This window comes from Pseudomonas phoenicis (genome assembly GCF_047302395.1).
GTDB lineage: Bacteria > Pseudomonadota > Gammaproteobacteria > Pseudomonadales > Pseudomonadaceae > Aquipseudomonas.
Genome location: NZ_CP154852.1, coordinates 2,797,798 through 2,815,410 on the forward strand (window position 1 = coordinate 2,797,798; position 17,613 = coordinate 2,815,410).

General features: G+C 63.3%; 22 protein-coding genes. 11 read left to right on the forward strand and 11 right to left on the reverse strand.

Going from position 1 to position 17,613, the window contains the following annotated elements; translation table 11 throughout:
• Window positions 1-3: 3 nt before the first annotated feature.
• Both AA0Z93_RS12540 and tldD read left to right on the forward strand, forming a co-directional pair.
• Window positions 4-855, forward strand: a complete 852-nt coding sequence (locus AA0Z93_RS12540) for a carbon-nitrogen hydrolase family protein (protein ID WP_413048640.1) — start codon at window positions 4-6, stop codon at window positions 853-855.
• Window positions 856-857: 2 nt separating this feature from the next.
• Window positions 858-2,297 carry a metalloprotease TldD gene (tldD, locus tag AA0Z93_RS12545; protein ID WP_413048639.1) on the forward strand — a complete coding sequence of 480 codons (1,440 nt, stop codon included), beginning with the start codon at window positions 858-860 and terminating at the stop codon, window positions 2,295-2,297.
• Window positions 2,298-2,360: 63 nt separating this feature from the next.
• On the opposite strand, the gene yjgA is transcribed toward tldD, so the two are convergent.
• Entirely contained in the window at window positions 2,361-2,882 is a 522-nt protein-coding gene (gene yjgA / locus AA0Z93_RS12550) for a ribosome biogenesis factor YjgA (RefSeq protein ID WP_296263131.1), read from the reverse strand.
• A 108-nt stretch (window positions 2,883-2,990) separates the two neighbouring features.
• Between yjgA and pmbA the strand changes: the two genes are divergently transcribed.
• From pmbA to AA0Z93_RS12580, 6 genes are all read left to right on the forward strand, one after another.
• Window positions 2,991-4,337, forward strand: coding sequence for a metalloprotease PmbA (pmbA, locus tag AA0Z93_RS12555; RefSeq protein ID WP_413048638.1), 1,347 nt, complete (start codon window positions 2,991-2,993; stop codon window positions 4,335-4,337).
• Window positions 4,338-4,473: 136 nt separating this feature from the next.
• Complete coding sequence (locus AA0Z93_RS12560; protein WP_413048637.1) at window positions 4,474-4,875, forward strand: FagA protein; 402 nt, start codon at window positions 4,474-4,476, stop codon at window positions 4,873-4,875.
• Complete coding sequence (locus tag AA0Z93_RS12565; RefSeq protein ID WP_413048636.1) at window positions 4,868-6,244, forward strand: class II fumarate hydratase; 1,377 nt, start codon at window positions 4,868-4,870, stop codon at window positions 6,242-6,244. The genes AA0Z93_RS12560 and AA0Z93_RS12565 overlap by 8 nt, the downstream gene beginning before the upstream one ends.
• A 24-nt stretch (window positions 6,245-6,268) precedes the next feature.
• Window positions 6,269-6,730, forward strand: coding sequence for a hypothetical protein (locus AA0Z93_RS12570; protein ID WP_413048635.1), 462 nt, complete (start codon window positions 6,269-6,271; stop codon window positions 6,728-6,730).
• A 1-nt stretch (window position 6,731) separates the two neighbouring features.
• Entirely contained in the window at window positions 6,732-7,343 is a 612-nt protein-coding gene (locus AA0Z93_RS12575) for a superoxide dismutase (RefSeq protein ID WP_413048634.1), read from the forward strand.
• Window positions 7,344-7,354: 11 nt separating this feature from the next.
• A complete protein-coding gene (locus tag AA0Z93_RS12580; protein WP_413048633.1) occupies window positions 7,355-8,248 on the forward strand; it encodes a ZIP family metal transporter in 894 nt (297 codons plus the stop codon).
• Between the two features lie 28 nt (window positions 8,249-8,276).
• Here AA0Z93_RS12580 and AA0Z93_RS12585 read toward each other — a convergent pair whose 3' ends face one another.
• From AA0Z93_RS12585 to AA0Z93_RS12630, 10 genes are all read right to left on the reverse strand, one after another.
• Complete coding sequence (locus tag AA0Z93_RS12585; protein ID WP_413048632.1) at window positions 8,277-8,549, reverse strand: HPr family phosphocarrier protein; 273 nt, start codon at window positions 8,547-8,549, stop codon at window positions 8,277-8,279.
• A gap of 20 nt (window positions 8,550-8,569) precedes the next feature.
• Complete coding sequence (gene rapZ, locus AA0Z93_RS12590; protein ID WP_413048631.1) at window positions 8,570-9,424, reverse strand: RNase adapter RapZ; 855 nt, start codon at window positions 9,422-9,424, stop codon at window positions 8,570-8,572.
• Between the two features lie 2 nt (window positions 9,425-9,426).
• Window positions 9,427-9,891, reverse strand: a complete 465-nt coding sequence (gene ptsN / locus AA0Z93_RS12595) for a PTS IIA-like nitrogen regulatory protein PtsN (RefSeq protein WP_413048630.1) — start codon at window positions 9,889-9,891, stop codon at window positions 9,427-9,429.
• 12 nt (window positions 9,892-9,903) lie between these two features.
• Window positions 9,904-10,212 carry a ribosome hibernation-promoting factor, HPF/YfiA family gene (gene hpf, locus AA0Z93_RS12600; RefSeq protein WP_296263151.1) on the reverse strand — a complete coding sequence of 103 codons (309 nt, stop codon included), beginning with the start codon at window positions 10,210-10,212 and terminating at the stop codon, window positions 9,904-9,906.
• 76 nt (window positions 10,213-10,288) lie between these two features.
• A complete protein-coding gene (locus tag AA0Z93_RS12605) occupies window positions 10,289-11,782 on the reverse strand; it encodes an RNA polymerase factor sigma-54 (protein WP_413048629.1) in 1,494 nt (497 codons plus the stop codon).
• A gap of 176 nt (window positions 11,783-11,958) precedes the next feature.
• Window positions 11,959-12,684, reverse strand: coding sequence for an LPS export ABC transporter ATP-binding protein (gene lptB / locus AA0Z93_RS12610; RefSeq protein ID WP_296263155.1), 726 nt, complete (start codon window positions 12,682-12,684; stop codon window positions 11,959-11,961).
• Window positions 12,684-13,208, reverse strand: coding sequence for a lipopolysaccharide transport periplasmic protein LptA (gene lptA, locus AA0Z93_RS12615; RefSeq protein ID WP_296263156.1), 525 nt, complete (start codon window positions 13,206-13,208; stop codon window positions 12,684-12,686). Before lptA ends, lptB begins: the two co-directional genes overlap by 1 nt.
• A complete protein-coding gene (gene lptC, locus AA0Z93_RS12620) occupies window positions 13,195-13,770 on the reverse strand; it encodes an LPS export ABC transporter periplasmic protein LptC (protein ID WP_413048628.1) in 576 nt (191 codons plus the stop codon). Before lptC ends, lptA begins: the two co-directional genes overlap by 14 nt.
• An 8-nt stretch (window positions 13,771-13,778) precedes the next feature.
• Window positions 13,779-14,303 carry a KdsC family phosphatase gene (locus tag AA0Z93_RS12625; RefSeq protein ID WP_413048627.1) on the reverse strand — a complete coding sequence of 175 codons (525 nt, stop codon included), beginning with the start codon at window positions 14,301-14,303 and terminating at the stop codon, window positions 13,779-13,781.
• Window positions 14,303-15,277, reverse strand: coding sequence for a KpsF/GutQ family sugar-phosphate isomerase (locus tag AA0Z93_RS12630; protein ID WP_413048626.1), 975 nt, complete (start codon window positions 15,275-15,277; stop codon window positions 14,303-14,305). The genes AA0Z93_RS12625 and AA0Z93_RS12630 overlap by 1 nt, the downstream gene beginning before the upstream one ends.
• A gap of 242 nt (window positions 15,278-15,519) precedes the next feature.
• On the opposite strand from AA0Z93_RS12630, the gene AA0Z93_RS12635 reads away from it, so the two are divergent.
• Genes AA0Z93_RS12635 through mlaD form a run of 3 tightly spaced genes read left to right on the forward strand, consistent with a single transcriptional unit; the run spans window position 15,520 to window position 17,608 of the window.
• On the forward strand, window positions 15,520-16,329 hold the full coding sequence (locus AA0Z93_RS12635; protein WP_413048625.1) for an ATP-binding cassette domain-containing protein: 810 nt from the start codon (window positions 15,520-15,522) through the stop codon (window positions 16,327-16,329).
• The gene (gene mlaE / locus AA0Z93_RS12640) at window positions 16,329-17,123 is read left to right on the forward strand and encodes a lipid asymmetry maintenance ABC transporter permease subunit MlaE (RefSeq protein WP_413048624.1); all 795 of its coding nucleotides are present in this window, start codon (window positions 16,329-16,331) and stop codon (window positions 17,121-17,123) included. The genes AA0Z93_RS12635 and mlaE overlap by 1 nt, the downstream gene beginning before the upstream one ends.
• Complete coding sequence (gene mlaD / locus AA0Z93_RS12645; protein ID WP_296263167.1) at window positions 17,123-17,608, forward strand: outer membrane lipid asymmetry maintenance protein MlaD; 486 nt, start codon at window positions 17,123-17,125, stop codon at window positions 17,606-17,608. The genes mlaE and mlaD overlap by 1 nt, the downstream gene beginning before the upstream one ends.
• Window positions 17,609-17,613 lie beyond the last annotated feature (5 nt).

Consider the following 17,613-nt stretch of genomic DNA (forward strand, 5'->3'; position numbering starts at 1 on the left):
CCCATGAGCATTGCCGTGATCCAGATGGTCAGCCAGGACGACCTGCTGGCCAACCTGCACCAGGCCGGACGCCTGCTCGAACAGGCCGCGTCGGCCGGGGCCCGCCTGGCGGTGCTGCCTGAGAACTTCGCCGCCATGGGGCGCCGCGACGCTGCGCGCATCGGCCTGGACGAAGCGCTGGGCCATGGGCCGATCCTGCCGTGGTTGAAACGCACCGCCCGCGACCTCAAGTTATGGATAGTCGCAGGTACCTTGCCCTTGCCCCCGGCCGATACACCCCATGGCAAGGCTTGTGCCTGCTCGCTGTTGATCGACGAGCAGGGGGAAATCGCCGCACGCTACGACAAGCTGCACCTGTTCGACGTCGATGTCAGCGACAACCGCGGGCGGTATCGCGAATCGGATGACTATGCTTCAGGGAACCAAGTCGTGGTGGCCGACACGCCGGTCGGTCGCTTGGGCCTGACGGTATGCTACGACCTGCGCTTCCCCGAGTTGTACAGCGCCTTGCGTGCAGCAGGCGCGCAGTTGATCAGCGCGCCTTCGGCCTTCACGGCGGTGACGGGCGCTGCGCATTGGGACGTGTTGATCCGTGCGCGTGCCATCGAGACCCAATGTTACGTGCTGGCGGCGGCCCAGGGCGGGCAGCACCCAGGCCCGCGCGAAACCCATGGCCATGCGGCCATCGTCGATCCCTGGGGGCGGATACTCGCGCAACAGGCGCAGGGTGAGGGCGTATTGCTGGCCACCCGCGACGCCGATGAACAGGCGTCCATACGGACGCGAATGCCGGTGTTCGCTCACCGGCGCTTTTTCTCGCAGGACGCCGTGCGGCCTGCGCACCTTTTGGAGTGACTATGAGCCAGATGTTATCCACCGTCAGCGAGCAACTCCTGGCCCCGGGCGGCTTGACCCTGGACAGCCTGCAAAGCGTGCTGGGCGCCTTGGCAGGCCCTGGCATCGACGCCGCCGACCTGTATTTCCAGGGGCAGGTTTCCGAAACCTGGGCATTGGAAGACGGCATCGTCAAGGAAGGCAGTTTCAACCTCGACCAGGGCGTGGGCGTGCGTGCCCAGTCGGGCGAGAAGACCGGCTTCGCCTATAGCAACGCCATCAACCTCGAAGCGCTGACCGCCGCAGCCACCGCCGCACGCTCGATCTCCCGTTCCGGCCAGAACGGCCGTGTACAGGCATTCCAGAGCCGTGACGTGACCGCGCTGTACGGCGCCGACAACCCCTTGGACGTGCTCAGCCGCGCGGAGAAGGTCGACCTGCTCAAGCGCGTCGATGCCGCGACCCGCGCGCTGGACCCGCGTATCCAGCAGGTCAGCGTCAGCCTGGCCGGGGTCTGGGAGCGCATCCTGGTCGCCGCCGCCGATGGCAGTCTGGCCGCCGACGTGCGGCCGCTGGTGCGCTTCAACGTCAGCGTCATCGTCGAGCAGAATGGCCGCCGCGAGCGCGGCGGGCAGGGCGGAGGCGGACGTACCGACTACCGCTTCTTCACCGAAGACAAGGTCATGGGCTATGCCCGTGAAGCGTTGCGCCAGGCGCTGGTCAACCTCGAAGCGGTACCTGCGCCGGCCGGCACCTTGCCAGTCGTACTGGGCTCCGGCTGGTCCGGCGTGCTGCTGCACGAAGCGGTGGGCCACGGCCTGGAAGGCGACTTCAACCGCAAGGGCAGCTCGGCGTTCAGTGGGCGTATCGGCCAGAAGGTCGCGTCTTCGCTGTGCACCATCGTCGACGACGGCACCCTGGAAGGCCGGCGCGGCTCGCTCAGCGTCGACGACGAAGGCACGCCCACCGAGTGCACCACCCTGATCGAGAACGGTGTGCTCAAGGGCTACATTCAAGACAAGCTCAACGCGCGCCTGATGGGCATGGCGGTCACCGGCAACGGTCGCCGCGAATCCTATGCCCATCTGCCCATGCCGCGCATGACCAACACCTACATGCGTGCCGGCGAAAGCGACCCCGAAGAGATCATCCGCTCGGTCAAGCGCGGACTGTACTGCGCCAATCTGGGCGGCGGCCAGGTGGACATCACCAGCGGCAAGTTCGTGTTCTCCACCAGCGAGGCGTACCTGATCGAAGACGGCAAGATCACCGCGCCGGTCAAGGGTGCAACGCTGATCGGCAACGGCCCGGAAGCCATGAGCCGGGTGTCGATGGTCGGCAACGACCTGGCCTTGGACAGCGGCGTCGGGACGTGCGGCAAGGACGGCCAATCGGTGCCGGTCGGCGTCGGTCAGCCGACCTTGAAGCTCGATGCCATCACGGTCGGTGGTACAGGGGCGTGAACAGTGCCATCGGGGGGCGATACGCCATGTCGGTGTGCCCCACGGTGGACCGACGACTTGGGTTCAGCGCAGGCCGCGCTGCAGCTCGTCGAGGTCGCGGATGTACTTGAACACCTTGCGCGCGGCCGCCGGCGGCTTGTTGCGCGCCTTTTCGTGCTGGGCATGGCGGATCAGCGAGCGCAGGTGCTGGCGGTCGGTATCGGGGAACTCGTTGACGAAACGCTCCAGGTCTTCGTCGTTGCCGTCGACCAACCGGTCGCGCCAGCGCTCGAGGTTGTGGAAGCGCTCGTTGTACTGGCGGCTCGAGGTGTCGACCTGTTCGAACACCGCGTTGATGGCCTCCAGGTCCTGGTCGCGCATCAGCTTGCCGACGAACGACATGTGCCGTTTACGGGCGATGTGCGAGGTGTGCTTGCTGGCATCGGCCAGCGCTTTGCGCAACGCGTCGGTCAGCGGCAGGCGGGCCAGGGTATCGGCCTTGAGGGTGGTCAGGCGTTCGCCCAGTTCGACCAGCGCAAGCAGCTCGCGCTTGATCTGGGTTTTGCTTTTTTCGCCGTCGAAGGCGTCGTCGTATGAATCAACCATGGTGGCAGTCCGCAGGAAATCGTCGCCATGATAACCAGTCGGGGGCCGCTTGTCCGGCCCGGTCGTAGCACGGCCCGTGCCGAACGCAGAATTTGATGGGAGATAACCATGAGTGCAGTCCAGAGCGTAGGCCCACAGGACCTGCCGGCGTTGCAGGAGCAGGTCGAGGCGATCGTCGCCGAAGCCAGACGCCAGGGCGCCAGCGCCTGCGAAGTGGCGGTGTCGTTGGAGCAGGGGCTGTCCACCACGGTGCGCCAGCGCGAGGTGGAAACGGTCGAATTCAACCGTGACCAGGGCTTCGGCATCACCCTGTACGTCGGTCAGCGCAAGGGCTCGGCCAGCACCTCGGCCAGCGGCCCGGAAGCGATCCGCGAGACCGTGGCGGCGGCGTTGGCCATCGCCAGGCACACCTCCGAAGACGAATGCTCGGGCCTGGCCGATGCCGGGCTGATGGCCCGCGACATCCCCGATTTGGACCTCTACCATCCCTGGGACATCAGTCCCGAGCAGGCCATCGAGCAGGCGCTGGCCTGTGAGACGGCCGCCTTCGAGGCCGATACGCGCATCCGCAATGCCGACGGCACTTCGCTCAGCACCCACCAGGGCGTGCGGGTGTATGGCAACAGCCACGGCTTCGTCGGTGGCTATGCGTCGACCCGGCACAGCCTGAGTTGCGTGATGATCGCCGAGGGCGACGGACAGATGCAGCGCGATTACTGGTACGACGTCAACCGTCAGGGCACGCTGCTGGCCGACCCCGTGAGCATCGGACGGCGTGCGGCGCAGCGTGCCGCCAGCCGCTTGGGTGCCCGTCCGGTGCCGACCTGCGAAGTGCCGGTGCTGTTCTCCGCAGAGTTGGCCGGTGGCCTGTTCGGCAGCTTTCTGGGGGCGATTTCCGGCGGCAATCTCTACCGTAAATCCTCGTTCCTCGAAGGTTGCATCGGCCAGCGCCTGTTCCCGAGCTGGCTGACCCTCGACGAACGCCCGCGCATCCCCCGCGCCCTGGCCAGCGCCGGTTTCGACGGTGACGGCCTGGCCACCTACGCCAAGCCGTTCGTGGAAAACGGCGAACTGGTTTCATATGTACTGGGCACCTATTCCGGACGCAAGCTAGGCCTGCCCAGTACGGCCAACGCCGGCGGCGTGCACAATCTGTTCGTGACCCATGGCGACGACGACCAGGCCGCGTTGATCAAGAAAATGGGGCGTGGCCTGCTGGTGACCGAGCTCATGGGCCATGGCCTGAACATGGTGACCGGGGATTACTCTCGCGGCGCCGCTGGCTACTGGGTAGAAAACGGCGAGATCCAGTTCGCCGTTCAGGAGGTCACGATCGCCGGCAATATGAAGGACATGTTCCAGCAAATCGCCGCTATCGGTAACGACCTGGAGACCCGCAGCAATATCCACACGGGCTCGGTGCTGATCGAGCGGATGACCGTGGCGGGTAATTGATGGGCTGATGGCCTTTTGAAACTTCCTGTTCGACGAGAGACCCGGCCATCGCGCCGGGTTTTTTGTTTACCGGTAAACGCTTGAAGTGATTCTATTTATCAATTAATAATGAATATCATTCTGCACCTCATGGTCGATGCTGTTCATGAACACCGTTCTCCACGAATTGCCCTATCTGGAAAACTGGCGCTGGCTGAGCCGCCGCATCCGTTGTGCCATCGAGCCCGATGAGCCGCGCCTGATCGAGCACTACCTGGCCGAAGGCCGCTATCTGGTGTGCTGTACCGACACTGCGCCCTGGACCGTCGCCCTCACGTCGTTCCGCCTGCTGCTCGACACCGCCTGCGACCGCATGCTGCCGTGGCACTGGCGCAGCCAGTGCCTGGACCAGGCCTGGCGCCCGCTGCTCGACCTGCGCAAGCTCAATCGCAGCGAATGCAACCAGCTCTGGCAGCCCTACGCGCTGCAACTGGCCAAGTGCGTGCTACTGCCATCGATTTCCCACGAAGAACTGATGCAAGGATTCGACGATGAGTGAGACCCGTATCGAGCGTGACAGCATGGGCGAATTGCAGGTGCCGGCCCAGGCCCTCTATGGCGCCCAGACCCAACGCGCGGTCGACAACTTCCCGGTCAGCGGCCAGCGCATGCCGGCGCAGTTCATCCGCGCGCTGCTGCTGGCCAAGGCTGCGGCGGCCAAAGCCAACATCGAGCTCGAGCAGATCAACGCGGCCCAGGGCGATGCCATCGTCCAGGCGGTCGAGCAACTGTTGGCCGAAGACTTCATCCAGCACTTCCCGGTCGATGTGTACCAGACCGGTTCCGGCACCAGCTCCAACATGAACGCCAACGAAGTGATCGCCACCTTGGCCAGCCGTGTGCTGGGCGAGGCGGTCAATGCCAATGACCACGTCAACTGCGGGCAGAGCAGCAACGACATCATCCCCACCAGCATCCACGTCAGCGCAGCGCTCGCGGTGCGCGAGCAGTTGCTACCGGCTTTGCAGCACCTGGCCCAGGCCATCGACGCCAAGGCCGTACAGGTGCACCACCATGTCAAGACCGGCCGCACCCACCTGATGGATGCCATGCCCGTGCGCCTGAGCCAGGTGCTCGGTGGCTGGGCCGCGCAGGTCAAGGGCGCCAAGGCGCACATCGAGTCCACCTTGCCGGCCCTGCAGGCCTTGGCCCAGGGTGGCACCGCGGTCGGTACCGGCATCAATGCCCACCCCGAATTCGCCGCAGGTTTCGCTCGCGAGCTGAGCAGCCTGACAGGCGTGGAGTTCGTACCCGGCGCCAACCTGTTCGCCCTGATCGGCTCGCAAGACACCGCGGTGGCGTTGTCCGGTCAGCTCAAGACCGCCGCCGTGGCCCTGATGAAGATCGCCAACGACCTGCGCTGGATGAACTCCGGCCCGCTGGCCGGCCTCGGCGAAATCGAGCTGCAAGCGCTGCAACCGGGTTCCTCGATCATGCCAGGCAAGGTCAATCCGGTGATTCCGGAAGCCACGGCCATGGTCGCCGCACAGGTCATCGGCAACGACGCCACCATCGCCGTGGCCGGGCAATCGGGCAACTTCGAGCTGAACGTGATGCTGCCGGTCATTGCCCGCAACCTGCTGGAAAGCATCGAGCTGCTGGCCAACACCAGCCGTCTACTGGCCGACAAGGCCATCAGCAGCTTCACGGTCAATGACGCCAAGCTCAAGGAAGCGCTGTCGCGCAATCCGATCCTGGTGACGGCGCTCAACCCCATCATCGGCTACCTCAAGGCCGCCGAGATCGCCAAGACCGCTTACAAGCAAGGCCGCCCGATCATCGATGTGGCGCTCGAGCACACCGACCTGTCCCGCGACCAGCTGCAAACCCTGCTGGACCCGGAAAAACTGACTGCCGGCGGTCTCTGAACCGTCGCGCCGAGGAGGTTCGTCATGCAGCACTGGAAACGCACCACGCAGCACGCCAACGAGCTGTTCGAACAGGGCGATCTGGTCGATGCCCGGGAGCTCTATCTGCAAGCCCTGGCCTTGGCCCAGGTGCTGTTCGAGCGCTGGCATGACGTCGACGAAGCGGTAGCGGTATTCGTCATCGCGCACCACAACCTGGCCGACTTGCACCTGGCGTTGAACCAGCCCCACGAAAGCGCCGACTACCTGTGTTCGGCCCATCAACGGCTCTTGCAGGCCAGCCAGGACATGCGCCTGTCGCAGTCCCTACGCGGCGCCGCTTTGCGTCACAGCGGCAGAACCTACACAGAATTGCTGAATTTCATCGCTGAATACGGTCAATACCCTCGTACCGAACGATTGCTCAACCGCAATGCGGCCGTGGCCAGCGAGCTGAGCACTCGACCGGACGTGACCTCCATAACCCCTGCCTACGGAATTCACTGACATGTCTTACGAATTGCCAAAAATCTCCTATACCTACAACGCGCTTGAGCCGCACATCGATGCGCAGACCATGGAAATCCACCACACCAAGCACCATCAGACCTACGTCAATGGCCTGAATGCCGCCGTGGAAAACACCGAGTGGGCCGACAAGCCGGTCGAGGAGCTGGTCGCTGCGGTCAAGCAACTGCCCGAACACCTGCGCGGTCCGGTCACCAATCATGGGGGCGGGCATGCCAACCACAGCCTGTTCTGGACCGTCATGTCGCCCAACGGCGGCGGTGAGCCGGTCGGCCAGGTTGCCGAGGCCATCAAGACCCAGTTGGGCGGTTTCGAAGCCTTCAAGGAAGCTTTCACCAAAGCTGCGCTGACCCGCTTCGGCAGTGGTTGGGCCTGGCTGAGCGTGACCCCGGAGAAAAAATTGGTGGTCGAAAGCAGCGGCAACCAAGACAGCCCGCTGATGCACGGCAACACGCCGATCCTGGGCCTGGACGTCTGGGAACATGCCTACTACCTGAAGTATCAAAACCGTCGCCCGGAATACATCGGTGCCTTCTACAGCGTCATCGACTGGCAGGAAGTCGAGCGTCGTTACCTCGAAGCCACTCGGTGAGCTGATCGCCCATGCGCTCACAGGTGATGTCGGTCGGCAGCGTGCGTCTGTTCAGGCAAGCGCTGGGTATCTTGCTGGTGCTGGTCGGCACTGCGCTGCTGGTGGCGCGGGGCATCGCCTGGCTTGACCTCGAGCCGCGCATGTTGCGTGCGCTCGAGGGCGGCGCGTTATGCGCGTTGGGTACGGCGCTCGGCGCAGTACCGGTTCTGGTGATTCGCAGCATGCCGGTGGCGCTGGCCGACACCCTGTTGGGTTTCGGTGCCGGCGTGATGCTCGCCGCTACGGCGTTTTCGCTGATCATCCCGGGGCTGGAGGCGGCGCAGTCGATCGGCTACAGCCCCTGGGGCGCCGGCGCTCTGATCAGCTTCGGCCTGTTGGGCGGAGCATTGTGCCTGTTTCTGGTCGACTTGAAAGTGTCGGGCGCTTCGCCCGAGGCACTGGTGGGCAACGGCACGCAGCCCGTGATTGCAGCGCGCATCTGGCTGTTCGTGATCGCCATCATCGCCCACAACATTCCAGAGGGCATGGCCATCGGCGTGTCCGCCGGCGGCGGCATGCCCGATGCCGACAGCTTGGCCATGGGCATCGCTTTGCAGGATGTGCCCGAAGGGCTGGTCATCGCCTTGGTTCTGGCCGGAGCGGGCATGTCGCGCTTCAAGGCATTCCTGATCGGCGCCGCTTCTGGACTGGTCGAGCCTGTGGCGGCAGTGGTCTGCGCCTGGCTGGTCAATGTCGCCGAACTGCTCTTGCCGCTGGGCTTGGCTTGCGCGGCCGGCGCCATGCTGTTGGTGGTCACCCAGGAAATCATCCCCGAGTCACGCAGCAACGGTCACCACCGTCTGGCCAGCCTGGGGCTGTGCCTCGGCTTCTGCCTGATGATGGTGATGGATACTGCGATGTCCTGAAGATTCGGCCGGGGGCGGGGAAGGCGATCTATTCGCCCTCGTCGAACTTGTTCTCGATCAGTTCCACCAAACCTGCCAAGGCCTCGTCTGCCTGCTCGCCCTCGGTGTGCAGATACACCTGGGTACCTTTACCGGCGGCCAGCATCATCACGGCCATGATGCTCTTGCCGTCGACCAGCTTGTCGGGTGCGCGACCTACCTTTACCTGGCAGGGGAAGCGCCCAGCTACGCCCACGAACTTGGCGGCGGCCCGGGCATGCAGGCCGAGCTTGTTGACGATGGTGATTTCACGGGCGGGCATTGGAGGGTGGATCCTGTGGGCTAGAGGTCGCGATGGCGGACCTGGACATTTTTCAGGGTTTGTTGCAACAGGGCGCCCAGGCGTTCGGTGAGGTAGACCGAGCGATGGTGGCCACCGGTGCAGCCAATGGCGATGGTGACGTAGGCCCGATTGCTGGCGGCGAAGCGTGGCAGCCACTTGAGCAGGTAGCCGGCGATGTCCTGGAACATTTCCTCGACGTCGGGTTGAGCCGCCAAGTAGTCGATCACCGGTTGCTCGAGCCCGGAGTGGTCACGCAGCTCGCAGTTCCAGTAAGGATTGGGCAGACAGCGCACGTCGAATACCAGGTCGGCGTCGACCGGCATGCCACGCTTGAAACCGAAGGATTCGACCAGGAACGCCGTACCAGGCTCGGGCTGGTTGAGCAGGCGCAGCTTGAGCGAGTCGCGCAATTGGTACAGGTTGAGGTTGCTGGTGTTGACCTTGAGGTCGGCCAGATCAGCAATGGGCCCGAGCAGGTCGCTTTCGACGCGAATGGCTTCGGCCAGCGAGCGGTCCGCGGTGGTCAGCGGGTGGCGGCGACGGGTCTCGGAAAAGCGCTTGAGCAGGATGTCTTCGTCGGCATCCAGGTACACGACGTTGCACTGGATGTGCTTCGAACGCGCATCCTCGAGCAAGGCGGGGAAGCGCGACAGGTGGCCCGGCAGGTTGCGCGCGTCGATGGAGACGGCAACTTTGGGCTGCTGCAGTTCGGCCTTGAGCAGGACGTTTTCCGTCAACTGCGGCAATAGGCCGGCTGGCAGGTTGTCGATACAGTAAAAGCCGTGGTCTTCCAATACATCCAGGGCGGTGCTCTTGCCGGAGCCGGAGCGACCGCTGACGATGATCAGGCGCATGGTCAGGCCTCGTTCTGAACGTCCAGGACAACCTGGTACAGGGCCTCGCTGGTGGTGGCCGCGCGCAGGCGTTCGCGCACTTCTCTACGGTCCAGCATGCTGGCGATCTGGCGCAGCAGCTCGAGGTGGGCATCGGTGGCCGCTTCCGGGACCAGCAGGACGAACAGCAGATCCACCGGAGCGCCGTCGATGGCATCGTAGTCGATGGGCGCGTCGAGGTGCAGCAGGGCACTGACCGGTGCGGTACAACCGGGCAGGCGACAATGGGGAATGGCGATACCGTTGCCGAAACCGGTGGAGCCCAGCTTTTCACGGGCCACCAGCTTTTCGAAGATGTCGTGCATCTCCAGTTCCGGCACCTGTTCGGCGATGAGTGTGGCGACCTTTTCCAGGGCGCGCTTCTTGCTGCCGCCCGGCACGTTCGCGAGCGAGCGGCCGGGGGTCAGGATGGTTTCAAGTCGGATCATGGATGGGGGGTGTCAGCGGGCCGCTGCGCCTTGCAGCAGGCTTTGCTGTTTTTCCTTGTGTTTTTTCAGTTGGCGATCAAGCTTGTCAGCCAGCGCATCGATCGCTGCATACATGTCTTCGTGTTCGGCGTTGGCAACCACTTCACCACCAGGAATCTGCAGCGTCGCTTCGACTTTTTGCTGCAGCTTCTCGACTTTCATAATGACCTGCACGTTGGTGATCTTGTCGAAATGACCTTCCAGACGTTTGAGCTTCTGCTCCACGTAATCGCGCAGGGGTGGGGTGACTTCTACATGGTGTCCACTGATGTTGACTTGCATACAGCTTCTCCTTATTGCCGTGCATAAAGAGGCAGGTGTTGCACCTGCCACTGAAACGCTGTGGCACATCCAGGCATTACATCAGCCGCTTGCGTTCGCTGGAGGGCGCAATGCCCAGCGACTCGCGGTACTTGGCGACGGTACGACGTGCTACCTGGATGCCTTGAGCCTCCAGTAAACCAGCGATCTTGCTGTCACTCAATGGCTTTTTCTGATTTTCCGCCGCCACCAGTTTCTTGATGATCGCGCGGATTGCGGTGGACGAGCATTCCCCACCTTCGGCCGTGCTGACGTGACTGGAGAAGAAATATTTCAGCTCGTAGATACCGCGTGGCGTATGCATGTATTTCTGCGTGGTGACCCGGGAGATGGTCGACTCGTGCATGCCCACGGCTTCGGCGATGTCGTGCAGGACCAATGGCTTCATGGCCTCGTCGCCCAGGTCGAGGAAACCGCGCTGGTGCTCGACGATCTGCGTGGCCACCTTCATCAGCGTTTCGTTGCGGCTTTGCAGGCTTTTGATGAACCAGCGCGCTTCCTGCAACTGGTTGCGCATGAAGGTGTTGTCGGCACTGGTGTCGGCGCGGCGCACGAAGCCCGCGTACTGGGCGTTGACCCGCAGGCGCGGCACCGCTTCCTGGTTCAGTTCCACCAGCCAGCGCTCGTTGTCCTTGCGTACGATGACGTCGGGCACCACGTATTCGGGTTCGCTCGATTCGATCTGCGAGCCTGGGCGTGGGTTGAGGCTCTGCACCAGCTCGATGACCTGGCGCAGTTCGTCTTCCTTGAGCTTCATGCGGCGCATCAGCTGGCTGTAGTCGCGGCTGCCGAGCAGGTCGATAAAGTCGCTGACCAGACGCTGCGCTTGCGCCATCCACGGTGTGTTGGTCGGCAACTGGCGCAGTTGCAGCAACAGGCATTCGCCCAGGCTCGTGGCACCGACGCCGGCAGGTTCGAATTGCTGGATGCGGTGCAGCACCGCCTGCACTTCGTCGAGTTCGATGTCCAGTTCCGGGTCGAACCCTTCGCAGATCTCTTCGACGGTGTCTTCCAGGTAACCCTGAGGGTTGATGCTATCGATCAGGGTGACGGCGATCATGCGATCGACATCCGACATCGGTACCAGGTTGAGTTGCCACAGCAGATGGCTTTGCAGGCTTTCCCCTACCGACGTGCGGGTGGTGAAGTCCCACTCATCGTCATCGTTGCTGGGCAGGCTGCTGGCGCTGGTCTGATAGATGTCTTCCCAGGCCGTGTCGACCGGCAGCTCGTTGGGAATACGCTCGCCCCAATCACCTTCTTCGAGGTTCTCGACCGTGCTGGTGGTTTCCTGGAAGGAGGTGTCGTGCGCTTCGCTGGCAGGCTTGCTCTCGGCGTTGTCGGCCATCGGATCGCTGTTGTCGAAGTCTTCGCCTTCTTCCTGGCGCTCGAGCATCGGGTTGGATTCCAGGGCCTCCTGGATTTCCTGCTGAAGATCCAGAGTGGAAAGCTGGAGCAGACGAATGGCCTGTTGCAACTGCGGGGTCATCGTCAGTTGCTGGCCCATTTTTAGGACGAGCGATGGTTTCATGGCTGGGGCTGATTACCTTGTTCGCCGGCGCGTGAGCGCCATCCACTACACGAGGGCGCCGCGGCGCCAATTTTAAGCAAGTTATATGCCTGAAACTGTAACGTTTGCCTAGGGCGCTGTGTCAAATAAAGTGCGATCCAGCCTCGAGCGCTGCGGCGGGCACGCCCGCCGAACATTCAGAGCCTGAATTCGTGGCCCAGGTAGACCTCTTTCACCAGATCGTTGGCCAGGATGGTAGCCGAATCGCCCTCGGCGATCAGCTGACCGTCGTTGACGATGTATGCCGTTTCGCAGATGTCGAGCGTTTCACGCACGTTGTGGTCGGTGATCAGCACACCGATGCCCTTGGCCTTGAGGTGATGGATGATCTGTTTGATGTCGCCCACGGAAATCGGGTCGACCCCGGCGAAGGGTTCATCGAGCAGTATGAATTTCGGCGCGGTCGCCAGCGCGCGGGCGATCTCCACGCGGCGACGCTCACCGCCCGACAGGCTCATGCCGAGGTTGTCGCGGATGTGGGTGATGTGGAATTCCTGCAACAGGCTTTCCAGCGCCTGGCGCCGGCCGTCGCTGTCGAGTTCCTTGCGGGTCTCGAGGATGGCCATGATGTTGTCGGCCACCGACAGCTTGCGGAAGATCGAGGCTTCCTGCGGAAGGTAGCCGATGCCGGCCTTGGCGCGACCGTGCATGGGCTGATGGCTGACGTCGAGGTCGTCGATCAGTACGCGGCCCTGGTCGGCCTGGACCAGGCCGACGATCATGTAGAAGCAGGTGGTCTTGCCCGCGCCGTTGGGCCCGAGCAGGCCGACGATCTGACCGCTGTCGATGGACAGGCTGACGTCGCGCACGACCTGCCGGCTTTTGTAGCTCTTGGCCAGATGTTGGGCTTTGAGGGTTGCCATCACTCGGCCTTCTTCTTCGGCTGGATCACCATGTCGATACGCTGGCGCGGTGCGGTGACGTTGCCGCCGCGGCCGGCTGTGGCGATCTGCGACTTGGTGTTGTAGACGATCTTCTCGCCTTCGGTGGTGTTGCCTTCGTTTTCCACCTTGGCGCGATCGGTGAGCACGACCAGGTCTTTCTGCGCCTGGTACTGGATGGTCACCGCCCAGCCTTTCATCTTGTCGGGCTTGGCGGCGCTCTGTTGCTGCTCGAAATACGCCAGGTTGCCCACCGAGGTGAGCACGTCGATGTCGCCGGACGCCGCCCGGGTGATGGTCACGGTATTGCCTTTGATCATCATCGAACCCTGGGTGATGATGACATCGCCGGTGTAGGTGGCCACGCCTTGCTTGTCGTCCAGGTGCGCGTTGTCGGCCTGGATGCGGATCGGCTTGTCGCGATCGGTCGGCAGGGCCCAAGCGCTCGCGCTACCCAGTGCTGCGCTCAGGCTGAGCAAAAGGGGAAGGGTTTTAACGAGCCTCATACTGTCCTCTTACGTTGGACAGCAGGTCCATCCTGCCGTCTTTCAAGTACGCCTTCATGCCTGTGCCCGTAGTGGTGCCACCGGCGCCGTCGATTCTAACGGCTTGCTCGGTCTGCGCATATTGCTTCTGCGGGAACACGGTCATGCGGCTGCTGGTGATCAGCGTGTCGCGGTTCTTTTCATCGGTGCGGGCGATCCTGACCGAATCGATCAGCTCCACCTCGGTGCCATCGGGATTGACCTCGGCGCGCTCGCTCTGGATGTGCCAGGGAAAGGCGGTACCGCGGTACATCTGCAGGTCCGGCTGGGCGACCAGCGTGACTTCGCTGGCCTTGACGTGCTCGATCTTGTCAGCGGTCATTTCGTACTGGCGCTTGCCGTCGGGCAGAAACTGCACGCTGTGGGCATTGATCGCATAGTAGTCGATCGCGTCCTCGTCGACCTGGGCCTGCGGCGTGTCGTCGAGAAAACTTTCCGGGCTCAGGTTCCAGTAGCCCACGGCGCCCAGCAGGGCGGCGATCACGCTGAACAGAACGATGTTCTTGGCTTTTTTGCTAAACATGTGCAGCTCTACAGGTAATGGGCGTGGGCGGTGTCCAACGTGTCCTGAGCCTGCATGATGAGTTCGCAGAACTCCCTTGCGGCGCCTTCGCCGCCGCGCGCGAGCGTGATGCCGCGCGCGTGCTGGCGCACGAACGGCGAGGCGTTGGCCACCGCCATGCCGAGGCCGACGCGACGAATCGGCGGCAGGTCGGGCAGATCGTCTCCCAGGTAGGCAACCTGTTCGTAGTTCAGGTTCAGTTCCGCTAGCAAACCGTCGAGCACCACCAGTTTGTCTTCGCGGCCTTGGAACAGGTGGTCGATACCCAGGTTGCGGGCGCGCCGTTCCACGACCGGGCTGGAGCGACCGGTGATGATCGCGGTCATCACGCCGCTGGCACGCAGCATCTTGATGCCTTGCCCGTCGAGGGTGCTGAACGACTTGAACTCGCTGCCGTCGGCGAGGAAATACAGGCGACCGTCGGTCAGCACGCCATCGACATCGAAGACAGCCAGCTTGATCGCTTTACCGCGTTGCAGCAGATCCGGGTTCATCACATTACTCCAGCGCGCAGCAGGTCGTGCATGTTGAGGGCGCCGACGGGGCGGTCGTGAGCGTCCACCACCACCAGCGCATTGATTTTGTAGTCTTCCATGAGCTTGAGCGCCTGGGCCGCGAGCATCTGTGCGGTGACGGTCTTGCTGTGGGTGGTCATCACCGCCTCGATGGGCGTGGCATGCACGTCGATGTTGCGGTCCAGCGCACGGCGCAGGTCGCCGTCGGTGAAGATGCCGGCCAGGGTGCCGTCGGCTTCCAGCACCACGGTCATGCCCAGGCCCTTGCGCGACATTTCCAGCAGCGCGTCCTTGAGCGGGGTGGAGCGTTCTACCACCGGCAGCGCGCTGTCGCCATGCATCACGTCTTCGACCTTGACCAGCAGGCGACGGCCCAAGGCGCCACCTGGATGCGAGAAGGCGAAGTCTTCGGCGGTGAAGCCACGTGCTTCGAGCAGCGCGATGGCCAGGGCGTCGCCCAGCACCAGGGCTGCGGTGGTGGAAGACGTCGGCGCCAGGTTGAGCGGGCAGGCTTCGTGCTCGACGCGGGCGTCGAGCCTGGCGGCTGCGGCCAGGGCCAGGGTCGATTGCGGATTGCCGGTCAGGCTCACCAGGGGCGTGCCGAGGCGCTTGATCAGCGGCAGCAGCATGACGATTTCGGCCGTGGTACCGGAGTTGGACAGGGCCAGGATCACGTCGTCGCGGGTGATCATGCCCATGTCGCCATGGCTGGCTTCGGCCGGGTGTACGAAGAACGCAGGCGTGCCGGTGCTGGCGAGGGTGGCGGCGATCTTGCTGCCGATGTGCCCTGACTTGCCCATGCCCAACACGATCACGCGGCCCTTGCTGGCCAGGATCAGTTCGCACGCACGCACGAATTCGCCATCGATACGGGCTTGCAGGCCCTGTACGGCTTCAAGCTCGAGACGCAACGTGCGCTGGGCGGAATGGATTAGCTCGCTGGATTGGCTCATGGTCGAACGTATGGCTTGCGGGAAAGGCGGCGATTATAGCCGCAATGCACAAAACCCTCACCTTTGATCGTCAAACTGAAACTTTCCTTTACTGTCGATAGCCTGAATGCTCGGGCAGTAGCCTTGGGAAGGGCTTCGGCGCGATGGTATAGTTCGCGGCTAACCGGCCCGCCCGTGATGCTTGTGTCTTCCTGATGAGGACGCGCGTCCATGAACACTGGGCTGTATCGCAAGGAGTCTAGATGAGTGGGGATAGCGCCTACGCGGTCGAGTTGAAGGGCCTGTCCTTCCAGCGCGGCTCGCGCAATATTTTCAGCAACGTCGACATACGCATTCCCCGTGGCAAGGTGACCGGCATCATGGGCCCTTCGGGCTGCGGCAAGACCACGCTGCTGCGGCTGATGGGCGCACAGCTGCGCCCGGCCAAAGGCGAGGTGTGGGTGGCTGGACAGAACCTGCCGAGCCTGTCGCGCGCCGACCTGTTCGATGCGCGCAAGCAGATGGGTGTGCTGTTCCAGAGCGGTGCGCTGTTCACCGATCTCGACGTGTTCGAGAACGTCGCGTTTCCATTGCGTGTGCATACCGAACTGCCCGAAGAGATGATTCGCGACATCGTGTTGATGAAGCTGCAGGCCGTCGGTCTGCGCGGCGCCATCGGCCTGCGCCCGGACGAGCTGTCCGGCGGCATGAAGCGCCGTGTGGCGCTGGCCAGGGCCATCGCCCTGGACCCGCAAATCCTCATGTACGACGAACCCTTCGTCGGCCAGGACCCGATCGCCATGGGCGTGCTGGTACGCCTGATCCGTCTGCTCAACGACGCGCTGGGCATCACCAGCATCGTGGTTTCCCACGACCTGGCGGAAACCGCCAGCATCGCCGACTACATCTATGTCGTGGGCGACGGCCAGGTGCTCGGCCAGGGCACCCCGGACGAACTGATGAACTCCGACAATCCGCGCATTCGCCAATTCATGAAGGGCGATCCGGACGGCCCGGTGCCTTTCCATTTTCCTGCGTCCGACTATCGCGCCGCTCTGCTGGGAGCGCGTTGATGCGCAAGACATCCATTCTCGAACGTATTCGCCTGTTCGGGCGTGCGGCCATCGACATCGTCGCCATCCTCGGGCGTTCCTGCCTGTTCCTCGGCAACGCGCTGATCGGCCGTGGCACGGGTGGCAGCTTCCAGTTGCTGGTCAAGCAGCTGTATTCGGTGGGCGTCATGTCCCTGGCGATCATCGCCGTGTCGGGCGTGTTCATCGGCATGGTGCTGTCGTTGCAGGGTTACAGCATCCTCACCAAGTACGGCTCCGAGCAGGCAGTGGGGCAGATGATCGCCCTGACCTTGCTGCGCGAACTGGGGCCGGTGGTCACCGCCTTGCTGTTCGCCGGGCGCGCGGGTTCGGCGCTGACCGCCGAAATCGGCAACATGAAATCCACCGAGCAGCTGTCGAGTCTGGAAATGATCGGCGTCGACCCGCTCAAGTACATCGTCGCACCACGGTTGTGGGCCGGTTTCATTTCCCTGCCGCTGCTGGCGCTGATCTTCAGCGTCGTAGGCATCTGGGGCGGCTCGTGGGTCGCCGTGGACTGGCTCGGCGTCTACGAGGGCTCGTTCTGGGCCAACATGCAAAACAGCGTGTCGTTCACCGACGACGTGCTCAACGGGGTGATCAAAAGCCTGGTGTTCGCCTTCGTGGTCACCTGGATCGCCGTGTTCCAAGGCTATGACTGCGAGCCCACGTCCGAGGGGATCAGCCGTGCCACGACCAAGACCGTAGTGTATGCCTCGCTGGCAGTCCTGGGTCTGGACTTCATCCTGACCGCCCTGATGTTTGGAGACTTCTGATGCAAAACCGCACCCTGGAAATCGGTGTCGGCCTGTTCTTGCTGGCCGGGATTCTGGCATTGTTGCTCCTCGCCCTGCGTGTGAGCGGCTTGTCGGCCAGCCCCGCGAGCGATACGTACAAGGTCTACGCCTACTTCGACAACATCGCCGGCCTCACCGTACGTGCCAAGGTCACCATGGCCGGCGTCGCCATCGGCAAGGTCACCGCCATCGACCTGGACCGCGACAGCTTCACCGGCCGCGTCACCCTCGAACTGGAGCAGGGTGTGAACAACCTGCCGACCGACTCCACCGCTTCGATCCTCACCGCCGGCCTGCTGGGCGAAAAATACATCGGCATCAGTGTCGGTGGCGAAGACCAAGTGCTCAAGGACGGCGGAACCATCCATGACACCCAGTCGTCATTGGTGTTGGAAGACTTGATCGGCAAGTTCCTGCTCAATTCGGTTGGTAAAGACGCTAAAGAAGCCGCCCCGGCTAATTAAGGAGT